The sequence below is a fragment of the Streptomyces sp. NPDC002536 genome (genome assembly GCF_053594995.1).
Window position 1 is genome coordinate 1 of record NZ_JBSFWU010000046.1, and the last position, 18,643, is coordinate 18,643.

Genomic DNA, 18,643 nt, shown 5'->3' on the forward strand with positions numbered 1-18,643 from the left:
ACCCGCGGTGCGCTGACCACCTTCTCCATCGCCAACGACGTCGCGAAGTACTTCGCGATCATCCCCGCGATGTTCGCGGTCGCCTACCCCGGCCTCGACAGGCTCAACATCATGAAGCTGCACAGCCCGACGTCGGCCATCTCCTCCGCGATCATCTTCAACGCGCTGATCATCATCGCGCTGATCCCGCTCGCCCTGCGCGGCGTGCGCTACCGGCCCTCGTCCGCGGCGGCCCTGCTCAGCCGCAACATCTGGCTCTACGGCCTCGGCGGCCTCGTCCTGCCCTTCGTCGGCATCAAACTCATCGACCTGGCCGTCCAGTTCGTCCCCGGCCTCCACTGACGGCAGTCAGAAGGCGAAGAAGGCGAGTCCTCATGCTCCTGCGTCTCCCGTCCGCGGCCCGGCAGTACTTGTCGGCTCTGCGCATCCTGCTGGTGTTCACGGTCGTCACCGGCATCGCCTACCCCCTGGCCGTCACCGGCATCGCGCAAGCGGTCTTCCCCCGCCAGGCCGGCGGCTCCCTGATCGAGGACCACGGCAGGCCCGTCGCCTCCGCGCTCCTCGGCCAGAACTTCGCCCTGCCGAAGCGGAATCCGGCGGACCCGGCCGAGCAACTGCGTCCCGATCCCCGGTGGTTCCAGCCCCGCCCGTCCGCCGCCGACGCGGGCAAGGGGGCGGGCCCGTACGACCCGACGGCCTCCGGCGCGTCCAACCTCGGCCCCACCGACCCCGACCTGGTCGCGGCCGTCGGCCAACGCCGGGCCGCGGTGGCCGCGTTCGACGGGGTCGATCCGCGGACCGTCCCGGCGGACGCGGTCACCGCGAGCGGTTCGGGGCTGGATCCGGACGTCTCCCCCGCCTACGCCCGCGAGCAGGCGGCCCGGGTGGCCCGGGCCCGTCGGCTGCCCGCCGGGCGGGTGCGGAGGCTTGTCGACGCGCACGTCGACGGGCGCAGCCTGGGCTTCCTGGGCGAGCCGCACGTGAACGTCGTGGAGCTCAACCACGACCTGGAGTCGCTGGGATGACCAGCGCCCCGTCAGGGGCGCGGGGCTGCTGACATTTGCGGCTCCGCCGCGTGGGCGCGACCAGCCACCGACGTCGACTGCGGGTGCGTCGTGGCCGATCGCGCAGTTCCCCGCGCCCCTGACGGGGCGCAAGCCCTACCGGGGCACCGAGGCCAGGAACTCCAACAGGGCCGCGTTGACCTCGCCGGGGCGTTCCTGCTGGGTCCAGTGGCCGCAGCCGGGAAGGGTGATGCTGCGGGTGAGCCGCGGCAGGATCCGGTCCAGGGAGGAGAGGACCTGGTCCATGCCGGGGAAGCCGCGGACGAGGTCGCGGTCGCCGGACACGTAGAGGGCCGGGACCTCGATGCCACGGCCGGCGAAGGGGGCGAGCAGCTCCCAGTTGCGGTCGATGTTGCGGTACCAGTTCAGGCCGCCGGTGAAGGCGCGGTCGCCGTGGTACGCGTACTCGCGGACGAAGACCTCGACGTCCTCCTCGGTGAGCCACGCGGGGAGTTCCTTCGGCTCCCGCATGGTGTCGAGGAGCGTGGCGCCCTCGGGGACGACCCAGGGGCGCGGCGGGTCGGTGGCCGGGCTGTCGCCGGAGCTGCCGGACAGGAGGCTGCGGAAGGTGGCCGCCGGGTCCTGCGCCAACTCGGCGTCGGCGACGCCCGGTTCCTGGAAGTACTGCTGGTAGAACCCGTCCCCGAGCACCGCGCGCAGCGCGGACAGCGGGGGCGCCGCACCGCGCGGCAGGTGCGGGACGCTCAGCCCGGCGACCGCGCGCACCACGTCCGGGCGCAGCAGCGCCGTCGTCCAGGCGACCGGGGCGCCCCAGTCGTGGCCGACGACGACGGCGCGCTCCTCGCCCAGCGCGTGGATCAGCCCGATCACGTCGCCGGTGAGGTGCAGCAGGCTGTAGGCGGCGATGTCGCCGGGCTGGTCGCTGCGGGCGTACCCGCGCTGGTCCGGTGCCACCACCCGGTACCCGGCCGCGGCCAGGGGCGCGAACTGGTGGCGCCAGGAGTACCAGCACTCGGGGAAGCCGTGCAGCAGCAGGACCAGCGGGCCCTCCCCCTGCTCGGCGATGTGCAGCCTGATGCCGTTCACCTCGACGTGGCGGTGGTCGACCGCGACGCTCATGTGCCCTCCCCTGCTCGAAGGTTGCTTCCCGCACGATACGCCGCACGTCGGCGGCGCGGTCAGAGCACCCCGTGCGCGAGCCGTTCCAGGTCGGCGACGGCCGACTCGACGGGCGGCAGTGTCAGTATCTGCCGCTGGGCGCAGCGCACTTCACCGGCGATCCGGGGGCTGTCCAGCACCTGCCCGCAGACGGCGGCGACCCGGCCGGGGTCCGGGATCTCGCCCGCGTCGGCGAGCCGGCCGCCCAGCCCGAGCTCCTGCACCCGGTCCGCGTTGCCCGGCTGGTCGCCGAAGCAGGGCGCCACGGCCATGGGCACGCCGGCGCCCACTGCTTCCCTGATGCTGTTGTATCCGCCGTGGGTGACGAGCAGTTGGGCGCACCGGAGCAGCAGGGGCTGCGGAAAGCGGTCGACCAGGTGCACGCCGCCGTGTGCCGGGTCGTGCTCGACCGGGAGACCGCCGGTGGCGACGAGGGCCACGCAGTCCAGCTTCGCCAGCCCTGCGACGACGGCGTTCAGCACCGGCACGGCGCCGAAGGCGCCCCCGGGCAACCCGGCCAGCAGGGGCAGCACGGTGCCGACGGCGGCGAGCACCAGCGGTCTGTCCGTGGGCAGTTCGGCCATCCAGTGGGGCAGGACCTCGGCAGGGTCGACGTCCGCCGGCTGACGGTAGGCGAAGGTCGTGGCGGCCGGGTGGGTCATGAACGAGAAGGCGGGCGGCATGCAGTCCATGCGGCCGTACCGGTGGATCCAGTGCGGATCGTCCTCGGCGGGCAGTCCCAGCCGGACGCGGTGCCCGTTCAGGACGGGCAACAGGCGCACCGGGTCGAGGTGGTTGGCCGCGCCGGACGGCGCCGCCACATGCGGGATGCCCAGCACCTCGGCCACCAGGCACCCGGCGAGCTCGCCGCCGTCACGGACCAGCAGGTCGGGGCCGAAGTCGCGGGCGGCGGGCAGCAGTGAGGCACAGCTGTCGGCGAGGTGGGGGCCCGCGAAGAACTCCACGGCCCCCGCCCCCGGCGGTCCGGGCTCGGCGGCCCCGCCCCCGCGGAACCGCCGGGCCATATACGCATGGAGATCCGCCATGACCCCCGCGACCCGCACCGGACGGCCCGCGAAGCCGGGCACGAACGGCGGGGGCACGGCGACGAGCACGGCATGACCCGCCGCGGCCAGCGCTGAGACCAGCGGCAGCAGGGCCCTGGCATGCGAGGAGGATCCGGTGACGGTACAGAGCACGCGCACCCCGGGATCCCTGTCCGCGGGGCCGCAAACGGAAACCCGCATTCATCCCCGGGACGGAAAATACCCCGGAGCGGATTGACGCCCGGGGTATTTCTCTGCGTATATTGAGTGTTTCCCTGTCCGGTTCAATTCAGGCCAGGGAGAAGCCTTATGGGGACATGCTATCGGGGCGGGAGCCGAATTGTCAAACGAGGAAATGCAGCACGAGCAGGAATTCCTCGATCTGCTGTACGCGCGGCTCGCCGAACTGCGGGCACGCGCCGAGGAGTCGGTGCGCGAGGCCCTGGGCCGGGACGGGCGCACCTTTCAGGCACGCCTGGAGCGGGACGTCGCGGTGGCCGAGCAGTCCGGGCTGCTCGCCGCGTTCGACGCCGGGGAGCACGGACTGTGCTTCGGGCGGCTGGAGTTCCGCGACGGCCGCGACCATCACATCGGGCGCATCGGCATACGCAGCGACGACGCGGAGCGCACCCCGCTGGTCGTCGACTGGCGGGCCGAGGTCGCGCGGCCGTTCTACCTCGCCACCGGGCACACCCCGATGGGGCTGCGCCGCAGGCGGCACATCAGCACCGAGCAGCGGCGGGTCACCGCACTGCACGACGAGATCCTGGACCTGACCGACCCCGAGCGCACCGGCCACGAGGGGACGGACGCGGACGCGGTGCTGCTGGCCGCGCTGGACTCGGCGCGCACCGGGCGGATGCACGACATCGTGCAGACCATCCAGGCCGAGCAGGACCGCATCATCCGCGCCCCGCACCACGGCGTGCTCGTCGTCGAGGGCGGCCCGGGCACCGGCAAGACCGTCGTCGCCCTGCACCGCGCGGCGTACCTGCTGTACGCCCACCGGGAGCAGCTCGCCCGCCGGGCCGTGCTGATCGTCGGGCCCAACCCGGCGTTCCTCGGCTACATCGGCGAGGTGCTGCCCTCGCTCGGCGAGACGGGCGTGCTGCTGGCCACACCCGGCGAGCTCTTCCCCGGCGTGACCGCCACCGGTACCGACACCCCGCGGGCGGCCGAGGTCAAGGGCGGCGCGGCCATGGCCGGGGCGCTGGCGCGGTTCGTCCGCGACCGGCAGGCGCTGCCCGAGCCCGGGATCGTGATCGACCACGAGGACGGCGAGCTGCGGCTGGATGCGGAGATCGTGGAGGCGGCCCGGTGCCGGGCGCGCGAGACCGGGCTGCCGCACAACCTGGCCCGTCCCTACTTCGCGTTCGCCGTGATCGACGCGCTCACGGCCCAACTGGCCGACCGCCTCGGCGCGGACCCGTACGGCGGGCCGAACCTCCTCGGCCCGGACGACGTCGCCCAGCTCGGCAAGGCCGTCGCGGCCAGCGCCGAGGTGCACGCCGCCGTCGACGAGCTGTGGCCGGCCCTCACCCCGCAGCAGCTGGTCGCCGACTTCCTCGAAGAGCCCGTGCACCTCCCGGAGGCGGACGCCGCGGCGATCCGGCGTGCGGGCGGCGCCTGGACGCCCGCGGACGTACCGCTGCTGGACGAGGCCGCCGAGCTCCTCGGCGAGGACGACTCCGCGGCCCGCGCCGCCGCCGAGGCCGCGCAACAGGAGCGGATCGCCTACGCGCAGGGCGTGCTCGACCTCTCCTACGGTTCCCGCACCCAGGAGTTCGAGGACCGCGAGGACGAGGACTCGGAGGTGCTGGCCGCCCACGACCTGGTCGACGCGGAGCGGCTGGCCGAGCGGCACGAGGAGGCCGACCACCGCAGCGCGGCCGAGCGCGCCGCCGCCGACCGCACCTGGGCGTTCGGCCACGTCATCGTGGACGAGGCGCAGGAGCTGTCCGCGATGGCGTGGCGGCTGCTGATGCGGCGCTGTCCGACCCGTTCGATGACGCTGGTCGGCGACCCGGCGCAGACCGCCGAGCCGGGCGGCTGCGGCGCGTGGGAGAACATCCTCCCGCCCCACGTCGGCGACCGCTGGGAGCACGTCCGGCTCGGCGTCAACTACCGCACGCCCGCAGAGATCATGGACGTGGCGGCGGACGTCGTCCGGTCCGCCGACGCCTCCTTCGCACCGCCGCGCTCGGTGCGCTCCACGGGCGTACGGCCCTGGGCGCTGCGCGCCGGCGACCTGCCGGGGGCGGTGCGCGACGCGGTCCTGCGCGAGGGCCGCGCCGAGGGCCGGCTCGCGGTGATCGCCCCGCGCGACCTGCTGCCCGCTCTGGCCGCCGTCCTCCCGGACGCGTCCTGCGGGGCCGCTCCGGATCTCACCCGGCCGGTGGTGCTGCTGGATCCGCGCCAGGCCAAGGGGCTGGAGTTCGACACGGTGATCGTCGCGGAGCCGGCGGAGTTCGGCGCGAGCGACCTGTACGTCGCGCTGACCCGGGCGACACAGCGACTGGGTGTCGTGCACACGGAGGCCCTCCCGGCGGGGCTGGAGGGTCTGGAGCGACTCAAGGGAGGGGAGTGACGGGAGTGATCACCGGGCGGTAGCATCCAACCATGGTCGCTCACAAGGCAGTTGTCGCAGTCGAGGTCAGGCCCTTCCCCACCGCGGCGTTGTTCCATCACCTCCTGACGTACCCGGTCGTCGAGATCGACGGCCGGGAGTACGCCATGAAATGGGGTACCCAGGACATACCCGTCACTGCCGGGCAGCACCGCATCAGCGTGTTCTTCCGGTACCGGGGGCAGAAGAGCACCCATCTCGCCCAGGCGAGCCGGGAGTTCACGGTGGACGGTGCGGCCCGGCGGGTGAGCCTTGCAGCTCGGCTGGGCCCGCGGAACGGGAGCCGGTTCCGGATCAGTGAACCGGTGACGGAGGCCTGACCTGCACTTGCAGGTCGTCGGTAGCTGGTCGCGCAGTTCCCCGCGCCCCTGACGGGGCGCGGCCCTCCGGCGTGGCGCATACCACCGCCGAGCCGATCATCACCAGGGCGAAGCTCCACAGGCCCATGGTGAGGATGATCGAGCCGTGCAGCACGATGTCCATGGCCAGTCCCGCCTTGCGCCAGCGGTCGGAGGCCAGGACGCAGACGCCGATGGCGATCTCGATGATCAGCGCGCCCCAGGTGAGCGCGACCACGACGAACGCGTTCTTGGACAGCGCGAGGAAGAGCCCGTCCCAGGGCTGTCCCACGCCGAACATGTTGTCGCGCAGGAAGTAGTACTCGGCCGTGCCGTTGGCCCAGTCGGCCACGCCGAACTTGCTGATGGCGCTGTCGAGATAGAGGTACGCGATCTGCACGCGGATGGCCAGGAACGCGACGAAGGTGATCGTGCGCCACGAGGGGGCCAGTTCCCGGGTGGGCTGCTGCCAGTGCCAGGTGCGGTCGTCGGCCAGGCCGATGGGGATCATGAGGAAGCACATGATCATGGCGACGGACTCGCCGCCGTCGGGCACGGCGATGCTGACCGCGATCGAGTACGTGGCCCACGCGTGCGGAATCGCCGTCCAGCGCGGGCGGTATCCGCTGGCGGCCACCGCCAGGATCACGATCAGCAGCCAGCGTTGCACCTCGGGGCCGGCTCCGGCATCGCCGAGGCACATGGCGGAGGCGGCGCGGACGGAGTTGCAGTGCGGGTAGTCGGCCATACCGACGACCGGCACGAGCAGGGCCTTGACCGGGGTCAGCAGCATGAAGCTCAGCTGGGCCACCGCGATGACGGTGCGCCCGATGCCGAACCAGCGGGAGCGCATGTCGTGCCGGGCGGTGCGCGCGGCCAGGCGGTCGGCGAGGGACTGTACGGCGGGCATTATCGGCATCGGATGTCCAGGTGGGCGACGTGCTCGACGCGCCGGTCGTAGGAGACTTGGTTGCGGAAGCTCCACGGCACCGTCGTCTCCCGGGTGAGGTAGGCCTCACCGCAGACCGTCGGCACGGGGCTGGTGTTGTTCACCTTCAGCGCCGGCTTCTTCGACGCCTCCCGGAGACAGTCGTCGAGATAGCCGGCACAGCCGGACCAGTGCTGCGTGGCGTTCGTGCTGAAGAAGCCGATCTCCGGCCCCTGGGCCCGCTGGGTGCGGGACAGGCCGAAGAGGTTCGCGGGTGAACCCTGAGGCGTGTTCAGGAGGTTGTGCACCGAGCCGTCGGCTCCGTAGGAATAGATTCCGATCTGTTCGCCCTCCGGGTTCCGGGTGAAGAACGCCCAGTTCTCCGGCGTGAGGATGTTCAGGGCCGGCCGGATCCCCTTGGAGTGGCGGCTGCTCAGCGCGTTGGTCGGCATCGTGTAGAAGAGCGACAGGGCGAGATAGCCGAAGACGAGCAGACAGGCGGTGACGAACAGGAGGAGCTGGCGTGCGGATCCGGTCCGGGTTGCCGTCGGTCCGGGGTGGGTTTCTGTGGACGTACTGGTCATCCGGGCATGGCCCCTATGCGGCGCTGGTACGGGTCGGGTCTCGTGCAGGCGAATGCGCAGGTAAATGGGGCCCTGCCGGGCCGCGTTGTGCGCGACGCGGCCCGGCAGGGTGTCGGTGGGTCAGAGACCCTTGGCCACTGCGGAGACGAAGTTGCCGGCGTCCAGGCTGTTCGACTTGCTCATGTCGAAGCCGTAGCTCACCGCGGCCGGGACCACGACGAGGGTGAAGGCCACCTCCGTCGCGACGGCGCCGTTCGCGTAGCCGATGGCATTGATGGCACCGAGGACGTTGATCTCGATCAGGACGTTGGCGTCGTGCCAGGCCCAGCCGTTGGCACGGTCCGGGCTGTTGCCGAACTTCTTGTGCTGCGCGATGAACGTCTTGATGTCGTCGTTCAGCCGCTCCATACCGGCCTTGGCCGCGTACGGGTCGTTGATCTGGACGGGGACGGTGACCTTGTCGTGGAAGTCGGCGTCGATCGCCTTGAGCTCCTTGGTGAACTCCGCGATCTGCTCGGGCGTCACCTTGTCGGCCTCGGGCGTGCGGTGCGCCCGGATCTGCTTGGCCAGGTCCGGGTGCTCGTCCGCTGCCTTGCCCTTGGCGAAGATGAGCAGACCGACGATGTCCTCGTCGGAGTACTTGATGGTGTGCTTGGCAGCCTTGCCGGACAGCGACGCGGTCACCCCGGAGTTCTTCGCGGGGGCGGCCACGGCCGCCGTGCCGGAGACGACACCCACGGTGAGGACGGCCGCTGCGCAGGCGAGCGCAGCACTCTTCTTCAGCTTCATTGAGGTACCTTCGATGAGTCGTTGCAAACAGGTTTCACCGCCTGGACGGCGGCAGGCCGGCGCTCCGCTTGCGGGCATGCAGAGGAGGAGGCCGGCGCTTGAGGACCGGTGGCGGAGGGAGTCGCCTCCGCCACCGGAAATCGGAAGGGGCGTGCCGCGCGGGCCGGTTCAGGCGGGCCCGTGGTGCTCGCGGCGTGCGGCGGCGTTGGCCGCGGCGGTGGCCGAGACGGCGATGGCGACGTCCACCGCCCCGCTCGCTGCGACGATCGCGACAAAGACCCAGGAGGGCCCGCCGGCAAGGCCGTTGGCCAGAGCACCGACTCCGGCGACGAGCAGTACCGGCACCAGCCGCAGGTAGCGCCGCCGGGCCGCGAGCTGCCCGGCCTGCCAGGCCGCGTCGCTGCTGCGGACCTCCCGGGTGCGCACGCCGACGAAGGCGTTTCTGCCGAGCGTGCCGTTCCGGCTGCTGCGGGCAACGGCGAGGACGACGAGAGCGGCGACGAGACAGATGACGGCGAGAATGACGCCCACGGTCAGTTGAGAACTCATGGTGCTGCTTCCCCCTGGCGAGCCCACATGATCTGCGACTCGGCCATCGTGGCACTGTCGTTCGAGGCGATCAACGGCGCCGGGGTAAATCTTGATGTGCTCCTGCCGCACTTGAACACCTGAACCTCACAGGCGACTTGGGGCGGCCGACTCGGCGCCGCTGCCCTCGGGCCGGAAAACCATCACACCCGATAACACCTGATATCCGGACACCTCCCCCTACCCTGAGAGGCATGACGCAGACACCGGCAACGCGCGCCTATGACGAGCGCGCCCTCGTCCAGGGCACCGCCTGGGTCCTCGTGCTGCTGGCCCTCGGCATGGACGTCTTCCACCGGTCCTGGAAGTCCCTCGCCGTCGTGGCCGGGCTGGTCCTGCTGATCAGCATGGCCATCGCCATCCGGCACGAGAACGTCAACCTGGTGGCGTTCCTGAAGAAGACCGGCATCTGGTCCGCGCTGATGATCACCGTGCTCGTCGTGGAACTGGGCGTCCACGCGCACTGGGACATCGACTCGGTGACGAGCGGGCAGGTCACGACGGCCACGGTCCTCGTCATGATCGGGGACCTGGTCGCCGAGGCCCGCGACCACGTCAGCGAGAAGGTCGGCAGCCACCAGCAGAACGACCGGATCCGGGACTCCGTCAACACCATCGGACTGACGATCGAGAAGCTCCGACTCCTCACGGCAGGCCGGCGAGGACGGTGAGCAGGCCGTCGATCTCCTCCGCGGTGTTGTGGACGTGCAGGCTGACCCGCACGGAGTGCTCCCGCTCCCCCGCCCCGGCCTGGCAGTGGTTGTCCGTGCGGACCATGAAGCCGTGGCTGAAGAGGATGAAGCCCAGGTCGCCGGAGCCGATGTCGCGGTGCCGGAAGGTGACGATCGCGGTGCGCCGCTGCACGCGGGAGTCCGCCGCCAGGCTGAGGCCGCAGCCCAGCACCCGGTAGGCGGGCAGCCGGCTCAGGCCGTCGGTCAGCCGGGCCGCCAGGGCCGTGCACCACTGCGCGATGCGGTCCGGGCCCGCCTCCTCCAGCCAGTCCAGGGCCGCCGAGAGCGCCGCGATGCCGACCGTGTTCGGGGTCCCGTCCCAGCCGCCCGGCGAGAAGCGCGGGCCGCGGCGGCCGCGTGACCACACCGCGCCCGTGCCCGGCAGGGCCAGCGCCTTGTGCGCGGAGAAGACCACGAAGTCCACGTCCAACTCGGCCACGGAGACCGGCAGATGGCCGACACTCTGGGCCGCGTCCAGACAGATGGGCACGTCCGGGCCCACCGCCTGCCGGATGCGGTGGACGTTCATGTCGCCGCCGTAGACGTGGTGCACGTGCGTGGCCGCGACGAAGCGGGTGCGCGGGCCCACGACGGCGGCCAGCGCCGCCGGGTCGTAGTCGCCGGAGTCCTCCTGGTACGGCAGTTCCCGCACCCGGATCCGCACACCCTGACGTGCCAGCAGGTCCCGGGCCTCCAGCCAGGGCGTCAGGTTGGCCTCGTGGTCGGCGAACGGGACCACGATCTCGTCCCCGTCGGCAAGGTGCGCGGGCAGCCAGTCGCGGGCGACGGTGCGCAGGCCGTCCGTCGTGCCGGCGGTGAAGTGCACGGCGGAGCGGTCGGGGGCCGGGTCGCCGAGGAACTCCTTGACCCGGGCGCGGGTCCGTTCCACCAGCGCCGTCGTGGCGTTGGCCCAGGGGTACGTGCCCCGGCCCGCGTTGGCGTTGCTCGTGGTGAGGTAGTGCTGCACGGCATCCAGGACGGCCTGCGGCTTCTGGGAGGTGGCCGCGCTGTCCAGGTAGGCCAGCTCCGGGTGCGCGACGACGATCGGGAACTGGGCGCGCAGGGCGTGCTGCCAGGCGGCGAGGTCCTCCAGCGGTCCGGTCATGTCACTCACGCACCAGCGGGGCGCCCGCGTCGCGCCAGGCGATGATGCCGCCGGCCAGGCTGCGCGCGTCGGGGTGGCCCATGCGGGCCAGCAGGGCGGCGTAGCGGGCGGACTGCTCGCCGACCGGACAGGCCAGGAGGACGGGCTGCTGCTTGCTGAACGGCAGGCCGCCCCGCAGGAGTTCGTCGAAGATCTCGTCGACGATGTTGATCGACCCCTCGATGTGCAGGGCGCCGTAGGCGAAGGGGCTGCGCAGGTCGATCACCAGGGGCTGCTGTTCCGCGATCCACCGCTGGGCGGCCGCGATGCCGACGGCCGCCGCCGACTGCACTTCGGCGGGGGTGAGGGTGGCCACGGAGTTCTTCACCGGCGGCCGGTTGAACAGCTCGGGGCGGTGCCGGCGGACATAGCTGAGGTAGCTCTCGCCGCGGTCGCAGACGATGAAGACCGCGGTGGCGCGCTCCGTCAACTCCTCCTCGGCGGCCCGCAGATGGCGCACCGCCCCGTAGTAGGCCGCTCCCCCGGTCGGTCCTGCGAGGATGCCGCAGCGGCGGGCCAGGGTGAGCATGCCGTCGATGGCCTCGTCGGTGCCGACGGCCTCGATCGTGTCGTAGGTGTCCGGGGCGAAGAGGCCCACCTCGTGCACCTCGTCGACAGTGCGGATGCCGGGGATGAAGTCGGCCTTCCTGCCGACGAGTCCGACGACCCGGACGTCCGGGTCGTGGGCGCGCAGCACGCGGGCCACGCCCGTGGAGGAGCCCGCGGTGCCGATGCAGGCGATGAACCAGTCGGGGGCGCGGCCGTCGAGGTCGGCCACGATTTCCGGGCCCGTGCCCGTCGCGTGCGCCTCGGTGTTGCGGTCGTTGAAGTACTGGTCGGTGTGCAGGTGGGCGCTGCCGGGCCGGGTGAGCTCGCGGTGGAAGAGGGTCAGCGGGTCCTCGGTGAGGGTCGGGTCCAGGCACTCGGTCTGGCCGGGCAGTTCCTCGATCTCGGCGCCCAGCAGCAGCAACAGGTCCTTGATCTCCGGGATGCGCATCCGGTTGGTGACGCTCTTGAACGGCAGCCCGTGCATGCCGGCGATCAGGGCCAGCGCCTTGGCGGTGTTGCCGCTGGACAGCTCCACGACGGTCTCGCCGCGCCGGACGGCGCCGGGCAGGCCGGGCCGGGCCATGTGCCAGGCGGCCCGGTCCTTGACGGAGCCGAACGGGTTGAGCATCTCCAGCTTCGCGTAGAGGTCGATGCGGCGCAGGCCGTGCACGGCCGGATCGATGCGGACCAGCGGGGTGTTCCCGATGACCTCGGTGATGCTGTCGTACCTCATGCCTGTCGGTCCCCCTGCCGCGTGATCGGCCAGTACTGCTCGTCGAGGCACCACTGCCAGCCGCCCGCCGCGCGGTGGACCGCGACCTTGCGGGCGGGGGGCTGCCGCTGTGCGCGGGTGGCGCCGAAGTCCATGCAGTAGCCCGCGGTGTTGGCGAAGGCCAGCAGGTCGCCGGGGCGCGGCGGGCGGGGCAGGAACACCGTCCTGCGGGTGATCAGGTCGCTCTCCAGGCACAGGCTGCCGGTGAGGTGCACACCGGTCGGCGGCCCGCCCGGGGCGTCGCCGTCGCGGCCGACGAGGACGGGGTCGACGAGCACGCCGTGCTCCTCCAGACCGATGTCGCTGGCCTTCGCCGCGAGCCGCACCAACTGCTCGCCGGAGTCGGTCCGCCGCACCTCCAGCACCCGGGCGAGGGTGAACCCGCACTGGTCCAGCAGGGCGCGGCCGGGCTCGGTGTGCAGGTCGTAGAGGTTCTCCAGCAGCAAGGCGCCCAGCGGGCGGCCGAGGGAGGGGGCCGGCAGGGAGAGCAGTGCGTCGAGGTAGGCGGCGCCCGCGACCGGGCGGTGGGAGGGGTACAGGCCCAGGGTGCCGCGTAACGTGCCGTTCTCGGCGCGCAGGCCGTAGCCGTGCCCGGCCCAGGTCAGCGGGGGCCGCCGGCCGAGGACGGCGTGGGTCAGCGCGGTGGTGTAGCGGTCCCACTGGTCGCCGTGCGCGAGGTAGTTCACGCCGAAGCCGCCGCCGACGTCGACGGCGCGCGGCCGGAAGCCGCGGCGGCGCAGGGCGTCCATGGCGTGCAGGCAGCCCTCCAGGGCCACCGCCTTCTCATCGAGGCTGGTGGTGTCCAAGTGGTAGGCGGTGCCGGTGGGTTCGACGGTGTCGCGGTGACGTTCGAGGGCGTCCAGCAGTCGGTCGAGCGACCCGGCGGAGGTGCCGAAGCGGCTGGGCCGTGACCGGATCCGGACGCCGGGCGCGCGGAAGTCCGACAGCCGCAGCAGGACGCGCACCCGGGGCAGGCCGTGCTTGCGGACGAGGCCCGCCAGCTCCTCCAGCTCCCCCTGGCCGTCGATGTGGACGGTGGCCCCGGTCAGTGCGGCCAGCCAGAGGAATTCCGGGTCCTTGGGGCCCGTGGCCACGATGCGGTCCGCGGTGAACCCGGCGCCGAGGGCGTGCTGCAGCTCGCCGAGCGAGGCCGCGTCGAGGGCGGCGTCCGTCACGGCGAGCCGTCGCACCAGGGCACTGGACCGGTTCGCCTTGTGCGCGAAGAAGACGCTGCCGGAGAGGTGGTGGCGCCGGTAGACCGCGCGGAAGTGCTCCGCGTTCTCCGCGATCCGGTCGGGCAGCAGGACGGCGAGCGGGGAGCCGAGCGCGTCGGCGAGCGCGTGCAGGAACGCGCCGGACTCCAGCAGCGGGGCGAGCGGCGGCTCCAGCCGCGGTTCCAGGTGGAGCGGTTCCGGGTGCAGCGGTTCCAGGTGCTCAGGGGCCTCGTTCATCCCGGCTCCCTCTCCCTCGGACGGATGCCCACCGCGACGGGCATGAGCCCATGATTGCCTTCTGTTCCTGTGCCGTCCATTGTCTGTCGGCAGGCCGTGGCCGTGAGGGCCCTCTTGCTCCGGCAGCGAACAGCCGCATTCCCTTGAGGAGTTGCCCGGGAGACCTCATCGCTCCGCTGGAAGTGCAGTACTGCGGCTGCGGGTGGTCCGTGGCTGATCGCGCAGTTCCCCGCGCCCCTACGGGGCGCGGAATCGCACTGGACTTCGACAAGTCCGCTGAGGAGGTTCCGTGGCACAGATGCGGGCGAGAACCGGCACCGCCGACCCGGCCGTGGCGAGGGTGCCCCGGCGGGTGCACCTCGTGGCGGCGCTGGGCGGCATGTCCGGTGTGCTGTACGGGTACGACTCCGGCGCGATCTCCGGCGCGCTGGAGCCGCTGTCGGACCGCTTCGGGCTGGACTCCACCGGGCAGGGTCTGGTCACCAGCCTGATCCTGCTCGGCGCCCTGCCCGCGATCGTCGCCGGTTCGCTGGCCGCACGGCGCTGGGACCGGCGGCATCTGCTGATCCTGGCGGGCGCCGTGTTCCTGGCGGGCTCGGTGGGCTGCGGCCTGGCGCCGAACGCCCCGGTGCTGCTGGCCTCCCGCTTCGTCCTGGGCATCGCGGTGGGCCTGGCGAACATGTTCGGCCTGATCCACCTCAGCGAGCTTGCACCGAAGCACCTGCGCGGCCGGATCACGGCGCTGTACCAACTCGCCGTCAACGTCGGCATTCTGCTCGCCTACACCGTCGACGACGCGCTGTCGGACGCGGGGGCCTGGCAGTGGATGCTGGGCCTCGGGGCGCTCCCGGCGGCGCTCTTCCTGGCCGGCATCGTCGCGAGCCCGCCGGGCCCGCGCTGGCTGATGCTGCGGGGCCGCGAGGCCGAGGCGGCCCGGGTGCTGCGCGGGCTGCGCGCCGACGCCCGGGCGGCGGACGAGGAGGTCGCGGAGATCCGCGCGAGCCTGGCGGAGCAACACGCGGGGGCGCGGGAGCTGTTGGGGGAATACGCACCGGCGCTGCGGGTGACGCTGGTCCTGACCTTCTTCCAGGTCTTCACGGGCATCAACGCGGTCGTGTACTACGCGCCGGTCATCTTCTCCGGCAGGGCGGGCGCGGGCACCATGGCCAATTACGGTGTCGGAGCGGCGCTGGTCCTCTCGACGGCGCTCTCCCTCCCCTTCATCGAACGCCTGGGCAGAGTACGACTGTTGAGTGTCTCCCTGACCGCCCAGGCCCCGCCGCTGGTGCTGCTGGCGCTCTTCCCGCACGTCACCGCCCTCGCCGTGCTGTGCGTCTTCGCGTACACCTTCGCCTTCGGCTTCGGCCTCGGCCCGGTGTTCTGGCTGTACTGCCCGGAGGTGCTGCCGCTGCGGGCACGGGCGCTCGGCATGGGCGTGGTGACGTTCACCCAGTACCTGCTCAACTTCTCCTTCGCGCTCGCGTTCCCGGACGTGCTGCGGGCGTTGGGCAGCGGGGTGTTCGGGGTGTTCGCGGTGCTGTCGGCGGTGGCCGCCTGGTACGTGCTGCACAACGTGCCGGAGACGGCGGGGCGTTCGCTGGAACAGATCGAGGCGTACTGGAGGCGGAAGGAATGATGAAAACCTCTGTACTCGGCCGGACCGGCGTCCCCGTCACGCGGATCGGCTTCGGGGCCGCTCCGCTGGGCGGCCTGTTCCGCCCGGTGCCGGAGGCCGAGGCGGAGGGCGCCGTGACGGCGGCCTGGGAGGCCGGGATCCGCTACTTCGACACCGCCCCTCACTACGGCGCGGGCCTGTCCGAACAGCGGCTCGGCGCGGCGCTGCGGGGGCGTCCGCGGGACGCGTTCACGGTGTCCACGAAGGTGGGGCGCCTGCTCGGCGCGGAGGGAAGCGGGGGTGCGCCCGAGTTCACGGGCGCACCGGACCGGGTGCGGATCCGCGACTACAGCCGCGACGGGGTGCTGCGCAGCCTGGAGTCGAGCCTGGGGCGGCTCGGTCTGGACCGGGTGGACGTGGTGTACGTCCACGACCCGGACGAGCACTGGGAGCAGGCGGCGGACGAAGCCTTCCCTGCGCTGGCGCAGTTGCGGGCGGAGGGCGTGGTGCGGGCGATCGGGGCCGCGATGAACCAGTGCGCCATGCTGGCGCGGTTCGTGGCCGAGACGGATCCGGACGTGGTGCTGTGCGCCGGGCGCTGCAGTCTGCTGGACGGCAGCGCACAGCGGGAGTTGTTCCCGCTGTGCCGACGGGAGGGGGTGGCGGCTGTCGCCGCCGGGGTGTTCAACAGCGGGGTGCTGGCGGAGCCGTGCCGCGGGGCGCGATACGAGTACCGGCCCGCACCGTCGGGTGTGGTGGAGCGGGTGCGGCGGATCGCCGCGGTGTGCCGGCGGTACGGGGTGCCGCTTGCGGCGGCGGCGCTGGCGTGGGCGGGGCGGGATGCGGCGGTGGCGTCGGTGCTGGTGGGGATGCGGAGTGCGACCGAGGTCGCGGAAGATGTGCGGTTGGCCGGTGTTGCGGTTCCGCCAGAACTCTGGCGGGACTTGGGGGCAGCGGGCCTGTTGCCGTGAGCCGGGGGCGCCCCGTAAGGGGCGCGGGGAACTGCGCGAGCAACCACAACAGGCCCGCAGCCAACGAGCCGAGGGGGGCGCCCCGTAAGGGGCGCGGGGAACTGCGCGACCAGCCACCCACGGCTCGCAGCCGACGAACCGCGCCCCCGAAGCCCGCACCGGAACCGCCGACTTCGGGGCGAAACCATAGGTTCGCCCCGTATGGTTCCGGCATGCCGCTGCCGCGCCCCCGCCGGACCAGCTCGACGCTCGCCAACGTCTACCGACTGCTCGCCGCCGGCGCACTGGCCGGCCTCCTCCTCGCAGGCATGGCCATGCCTGCCGTCGGCGTACTCGGTCTGAGCGCCAAAGCCGCGACCGATGATTTCAACGGCCTTCCCGACATCCTCACTTCCTCCCCCCTCACCCAGTCCTCCCGCATCTACGACGCGAGCGGCGGCCTCATCGCCACCGTCTACGACCGCAACCGGACCGTCGTGCCCGGCGACCGGATAGCCCCGCTGATGCGCAAGGCCCTCGTCGACATCGAGGACAGCCGCTTCTACCGGCACGGCGCGATAGACCTCAAGAGCGTGCTGCGCGCGCTCGACCGCAACACCACCAACGGCAGTGTCGTGCAGGGCGCTTCGACCCTCACCCAGCAGTACGTGAAGAACATCTTCGTCGAGGAGGCGGGCGACGACCCGAAGGCGGTGCGGCAGGCCCAGCGCCAGACCGTCGACCGCAAGATCCGTGAACTGCGCTACGCGATCGAGCTGGAGAAGACCCTCACCAAGGACGAGATCCTCACCGACTACCTCAACATCACCTACTTCGGCGAGCAGGCGTACGGCGTCGAGGCCGCTGCGGAGCGGTACTTCGGCGTCCACGCCGCGGACCTCTCCCTGCCTCAGGCGGCGCTGCTGGCCGGACTGGTCCGGTCCCCGTCCTCGTACGACCCGATCGTCAACCCGCGGCTGGCCCGGCAGCGCCGCGACACCGTCCTGCGCAAGATGGCCCAGTACGGCACCATCACCACCGCGCAGGCCCGGCAGGCCATGGCCGCGCCGGTGAAGCTCGACCCGAACCCGCCGCGCGAGGGCTGCATCACCGCGCAGCAGGGCGAGGGGTTCTTCTGCGACTACATCCGCCGGATCGTCCTCGACGATCCGGCGTTCGGCAGCACGGCCGCCGCCCGCCGGGCCCTGTGGCACCGCGGCGGCCTGCAGATCCGTACGACCCTGGATCCCCGCGCGCAGCAGGCCGTTCAGCAGTCCGTGACCTCCCACGTCTACACCACCGACCAGGCGGCCGCGGCGACGACCCTCGTGCAGCCCGGCACCGGCCGGATCGTGGCGATGGCCCAGAGCCGCGACTATGGCACGGGGGCGCACGAGACCGGTCTGAACCTCAACGTCGGTACGGCCATGGGCGGCGGGCTCGGTTTTCCCACCGGCTCCACGTTCAAGCCCGTCGTCGCGGCGGCGGCGCTGGAGGACGGCGCCCGGCCGGACCTGAAGTATCCGTCGCCGTACTCCATGCCGTGGCCGGCCATGACCGACTGTGCGGGGCACGGCTACACGAGCGGCGGGCAGCAGGTGCACAACGACAGCCCGTCCCTGGTCGGCCCGTTCGCGATGCCGGAGGCCATGGCCAAGTCCGTCAACACCTACTTCGCCCAGCTGGAGGCCGACACGGGCCTGTGCAAGGTCGCCGCGATGGCCGGCCGGCTGGGCATCGCGCGCCAGGCCGACGGGAACGCGCTCCAGGTCGTGCCATCCCTGACACTGGGCACCAACGACCTGACCCCGCTGGACATGGCGAACGCCTATGCCGTGTTCGCCGCCCACGGCACCTACTGCGCCCCGGTCGCCGTCACCTCCGTCACCGGTCCGGACGGCAAGGAGCTCGCGGTGCCGCAGGCCGGCTGCCGGCAGGCCGTGTCGCAGGGGACGGCCGACGCCGTGTCGGCCATGCTCAAGGGCGTCGTCGAGGACGGCACCGGCAAACCGGCGGGGCTGAACGGCCGAGCCAGCGCCGGGAAGACGGGCACCACCGACGCGGGCAAGCAGGTCTGGTTCGTCGGCTACACCTCCGGGCTGTCCGGGGCCACCGTCGTCAGCGACCCCGCGAGCCCGCAGGATCTCGACGGGCAGAGCATCGGCGGCGCCGTCATCGGCCAGGCGTTCGGCGGCACGCTGGCGGGGCCGATCTGGCGCGACGCGATGGAGGGGGCGCTGTAGCGCCCCCATCGGGGGCGCGGGGAACTGCGCGATCGACCACAACGCGCCCGCAGGTGGCTGATCGCGCCCACGCGGCGGAGCCGCACATGTAACAGCCCCGCGCCCC

The 18,643-nt window shown here is 72.2% G+C and carries 16 protein-coding genes and 1 pseudogene; 8 read left to right on the top strand and 9 right to left on the bottom strand.

What is annotated here, in order from left to right; genetic code table 11:
- Both ACWD4B_RS18420 and kdpC read left to right on the top strand, forming a co-directional pair.
- Positions 1-342 (top strand): annotated as a pseudogene (locus ACWD4B_RS18420) (potassium-transporting ATPase subunit B); the annotation flags it as partial.
- A gap of 32 nt (positions 343-374) precedes the next feature.
- Positions 375-1,025 carry a potassium-transporting ATPase subunit KdpC gene (gene kdpC / locus ACWD4B_RS18425; protein WP_451421700.1) on the top strand — a complete coding sequence of 217 codons (651 nt, stop codon included), beginning with the start codon at positions 375-377 and terminating at the stop codon, positions 1,023-1,025.
- A gap of 135 nt (positions 1,026-1,160) precedes the next feature.
- On the opposite strand, the gene ACWD4B_RS18430 is transcribed toward kdpC, so the two are convergent.
- Together ACWD4B_RS18430 and ACWD4B_RS18435 are read right to left on the bottom strand one after the other, a co-directional pair.
- Positions 1,161-2,144 carry an alpha/beta fold hydrolase gene (locus ACWD4B_RS18430; protein ID WP_451421701.1) on the bottom strand — a complete coding sequence of 328 codons (984 nt, stop codon included), beginning with the start codon at positions 2,142-2,144 and terminating at the stop codon, positions 1,161-1,163.
- A 59-nt stretch (positions 2,145-2,203) separates the two neighbouring features.
- Positions 2,204-3,388 (bottom strand): glycosyltransferase, encoded by a 1,185-nt coding sequence (locus ACWD4B_RS18435; protein ID WP_451421702.1) that lies wholly within the window; start codon positions 3,386-3,388, stop codon positions 2,204-2,206.
- Between the two features lie 196 nt (positions 3,389-3,584).
- On the opposite strand from ACWD4B_RS18435, the gene ACWD4B_RS18440 reads away from it, so the two are divergent.
- Together ACWD4B_RS18440 and ACWD4B_RS18445 are read left to right on the top strand one after the other, a co-directional pair.
- Positions 3,585-5,816, top strand: a complete 2,232-nt coding sequence (locus ACWD4B_RS18440) for a HelD family protein (protein ID WP_451421730.1) — start codon at positions 3,585-3,587, stop codon at positions 5,814-5,816.
- A 32-nt stretch (positions 5,817-5,848) separates the two neighbouring features.
- Positions 5,849-6,175, top strand: coding sequence for a hypothetical protein (locus ACWD4B_RS18445; protein ID WP_451421703.1), 327 nt, complete (start codon positions 5,849-5,851; stop codon positions 6,173-6,175).
- Here the strand turns inward: ACWD4B_RS18445 and ACWD4B_RS18450 are convergent.
- The 4 genes from ACWD4B_RS18450 to ACWD4B_RS18465 all read right to left on the bottom strand — a co-directional run bounded on the left by ACWD4B_RS18450 (position 6,150) and on the right by ACWD4B_RS18465 (position 9,043).
- On the bottom strand, positions 6,150-7,103 hold the full coding sequence (locus ACWD4B_RS18450; RefSeq protein ID WP_451421704.1) for a sporulation-delaying protein SdpB family protein: 954 nt from the start codon (positions 7,101-7,103) through the stop codon (positions 6,150-6,152). The two genes, ACWD4B_RS18445 and ACWD4B_RS18450, sit on opposite strands and share 26 nt — an antisense overlap.
- Positions 7,103-7,705: an SdpA family antimicrobial peptide system protein gene (locus ACWD4B_RS18455; RefSeq protein ID WP_451421705.1), complete on the bottom strand. Its 603-nt coding sequence runs from the start codon at positions 7,703-7,705 to the stop codon at positions 7,103-7,105. The genes ACWD4B_RS18450 and ACWD4B_RS18455 overlap by 1 nt, the downstream gene beginning before the upstream one ends.
- A 120-nt stretch (positions 7,706-7,825) precedes the next feature.
- Entirely contained in the window at positions 7,826-8,494 is a 669-nt protein-coding gene (locus ACWD4B_RS18460) for a sporulation delaying protein family toxin (protein WP_451421706.1), read from the bottom strand.
- 168 nt (positions 8,495-8,662) lie between these two features.
- Positions 8,663-9,043, bottom strand: coding sequence for an SdpI family protein (locus ACWD4B_RS18465; RefSeq protein WP_451421707.1), 381 nt, complete (start codon positions 9,041-9,043; stop codon positions 8,663-8,665).
- Positions 9,044-9,276: 233 nt separating this feature from the next.
- On the opposite strand from ACWD4B_RS18465, the gene ACWD4B_RS18470 reads away from it, so the two are divergent.
- Entirely contained in the window at positions 9,277-9,753 is a 477-nt protein-coding gene (locus ACWD4B_RS18470) for a hypothetical protein (RefSeq protein WP_451421708.1), read from the top strand.
- On the opposite strand, the gene ACWD4B_RS18475 is transcribed toward ACWD4B_RS18470, so the two are convergent.
- The 3 genes from ACWD4B_RS18475 to ACWD4B_RS18485 are packed head-to-tail and all read right to left on the bottom strand — an operon-like array spanning position 9,728 to position 13,729.
- A complete protein-coding gene (locus tag ACWD4B_RS18475) occupies positions 9,728-10,918 on the bottom strand; it encodes an aminotransferase class V-fold PLP-dependent enzyme (protein WP_451421709.1) in 1,191 nt (396 codons plus the stop codon). The two genes, ACWD4B_RS18470 and ACWD4B_RS18475, sit on opposite strands and share 26 nt — an antisense overlap.
- Position 10,919: 1 nt before the next feature.
- Positions 10,920-12,239, bottom strand: coding sequence for a pyridoxal-phosphate dependent enzyme (locus ACWD4B_RS18480; protein ID WP_451421710.1), 1,320 nt, complete (start codon positions 12,237-12,239; stop codon positions 10,920-10,922).
- Entirely contained in the window at positions 12,236-13,729 is a 1,494-nt protein-coding gene (locus ACWD4B_RS18485; protein ID WP_451421711.1) for a Y4yA family PLP-dependent enzyme, read from the bottom strand. Before ACWD4B_RS18485 ends, ACWD4B_RS18480 begins: the two co-directional genes overlap by 4 nt.
- A 298-nt stretch (positions 13,730-14,027) precedes the next feature.
- On the opposite strand from ACWD4B_RS18485, the gene ACWD4B_RS18490 reads away from it, so the two are divergent.
- The 3 genes from ACWD4B_RS18490 (at position 14,028) to ACWD4B_RS18500 (ending at position 18,537) form a co-directional block, all read left to right on the top strand.
- Entirely contained in the window at positions 14,028-15,365 is a 1,338-nt protein-coding gene (locus ACWD4B_RS18490) for a sugar porter family MFS transporter (RefSeq protein WP_451421731.1), read from the top strand.
- Complete coding sequence (locus ACWD4B_RS18495) at positions 15,365-16,315, top strand: aldo/keto reductase (protein ID WP_451421712.1); 951 nt, start codon at positions 15,365-15,367, stop codon at positions 16,313-16,315. The genes ACWD4B_RS18490 and ACWD4B_RS18495 overlap by 1 nt, the downstream gene beginning before the upstream one ends.
- Positions 16,316-16,527: 212 nt before the next feature.
- Positions 16,528-18,537 carry a transglycosylase domain-containing protein gene (locus tag ACWD4B_RS18500; RefSeq protein ID WP_451421713.1) on the top strand — a complete coding sequence of 670 codons (2,010 nt, stop codon included), beginning with the start codon at positions 16,528-16,530 and terminating at the stop codon, positions 18,535-18,537.
- The last annotated feature ends 106 nt before the right edge of the window (positions 18,538-18,643 follow it).

What these genes read in the sequence shown, in the direction of transcription:
- ACWD4B_RS18465 (WP_451421707.1), bottom strand. Translation starts at nt 9,043, where the DNA reads ATGAGTTCTCAACTGACCGTGGGCGTCATTCTCGCCGTCATCTGTCTC.
- ACWD4B_RS18440 (WP_451421730.1), top strand. Translation starts at nt 3,585, where the DNA reads ATGCAGCACGAGCAGGAATTCCTCGATCTGCTGTACGCGCGGCTCGCC.
- kdpC (WP_451421700.1), top strand. Translation starts at nt 375, where the DNA reads ATGCTCCTGCGTCTCCCGTCCGCGGCCCGGCAGTACTTGTCGGCTCTG.
- ACWD4B_RS18450 (WP_451421704.1), bottom strand. Translation starts at nt 7,103, where the DNA reads ATGCCCGCCGTACAGTCCCTCGCCGACCGCCTGGCCGCGCGCACCGCC.
- ACWD4B_RS18500 (WP_451421713.1), top strand. Translation starts at nt 16,528, where the DNA reads ATGCCGCTGCCGCGCCCCCGCCGGACCAGCTCGACGCTCGCCAACGTC.
- ACWD4B_RS18480 (WP_451421710.1), bottom strand. Translation starts at nt 12,239, where the DNA reads ATGAGGTACGACAGCATCACCGAGGTCATCGGGAACACCCCGCTGGTC.
- ACWD4B_RS18460 (WP_451421706.1), bottom strand. Translation starts at nt 8,494, where the DNA reads ATGAAGCTGAAGAAGAGTGCTGCGCTCGCCTGCGCAGCGGCCGTCCTC.
- ACWD4B_RS18495 (WP_451421712.1), top strand. Translation starts at nt 15,365, where the DNA reads ATGAAAACCTCTGTACTCGGCCGGACCGGCGTCCCCGTCACGCGGATC.
- ACWD4B_RS18485 (WP_451421711.1), bottom strand. Translation starts at nt 13,729, where the DNA reads ATGAACGAGGCCCCTGAGCACCTGGAACCGCTGCACCCGGAACCGCTC.
- ACWD4B_RS18445 (WP_451421703.1), top strand. Translation starts at nt 5,849, where the DNA reads ATGGTCGCTCACAAGGCAGTTGTCGCAGTCGAGGTCAGGCCCTTCCCC.
- ACWD4B_RS18455 (WP_451421705.1), bottom strand. Translation starts at nt 7,705, where the DNA reads ATGACCAGTACGTCCACAGAAACCCACCCCGGACCGACGGCAACCCGG.
- ACWD4B_RS18430 (WP_451421701.1), bottom strand. Translation starts at nt 2,144, where the DNA reads ATGAGCGTCGCGGTCGACCACCGCCACGTCGAGGTGAACGGCATCAGG.
- ACWD4B_RS18490 (WP_451421731.1), top strand. Translation starts at nt 14,028, where the DNA reads ATGCGGGCGAGAACCGGCACCGCCGACCCGGCCGTGGCGAGGGTGCCC.
- ACWD4B_RS18475 (WP_451421709.1), bottom strand. Translation starts at nt 10,918, where the DNA reads ATGACCGGACCGCTGGAGGACCTCGCCGCCTGGCAGCACGCCCTGCGC.
- ACWD4B_RS18470 (WP_451421708.1), top strand. Translation starts at nt 9,277, where the DNA reads ATGACGCAGACACCGGCAACGCGCGCCTATGACGAGCGCGCCCTCGTC.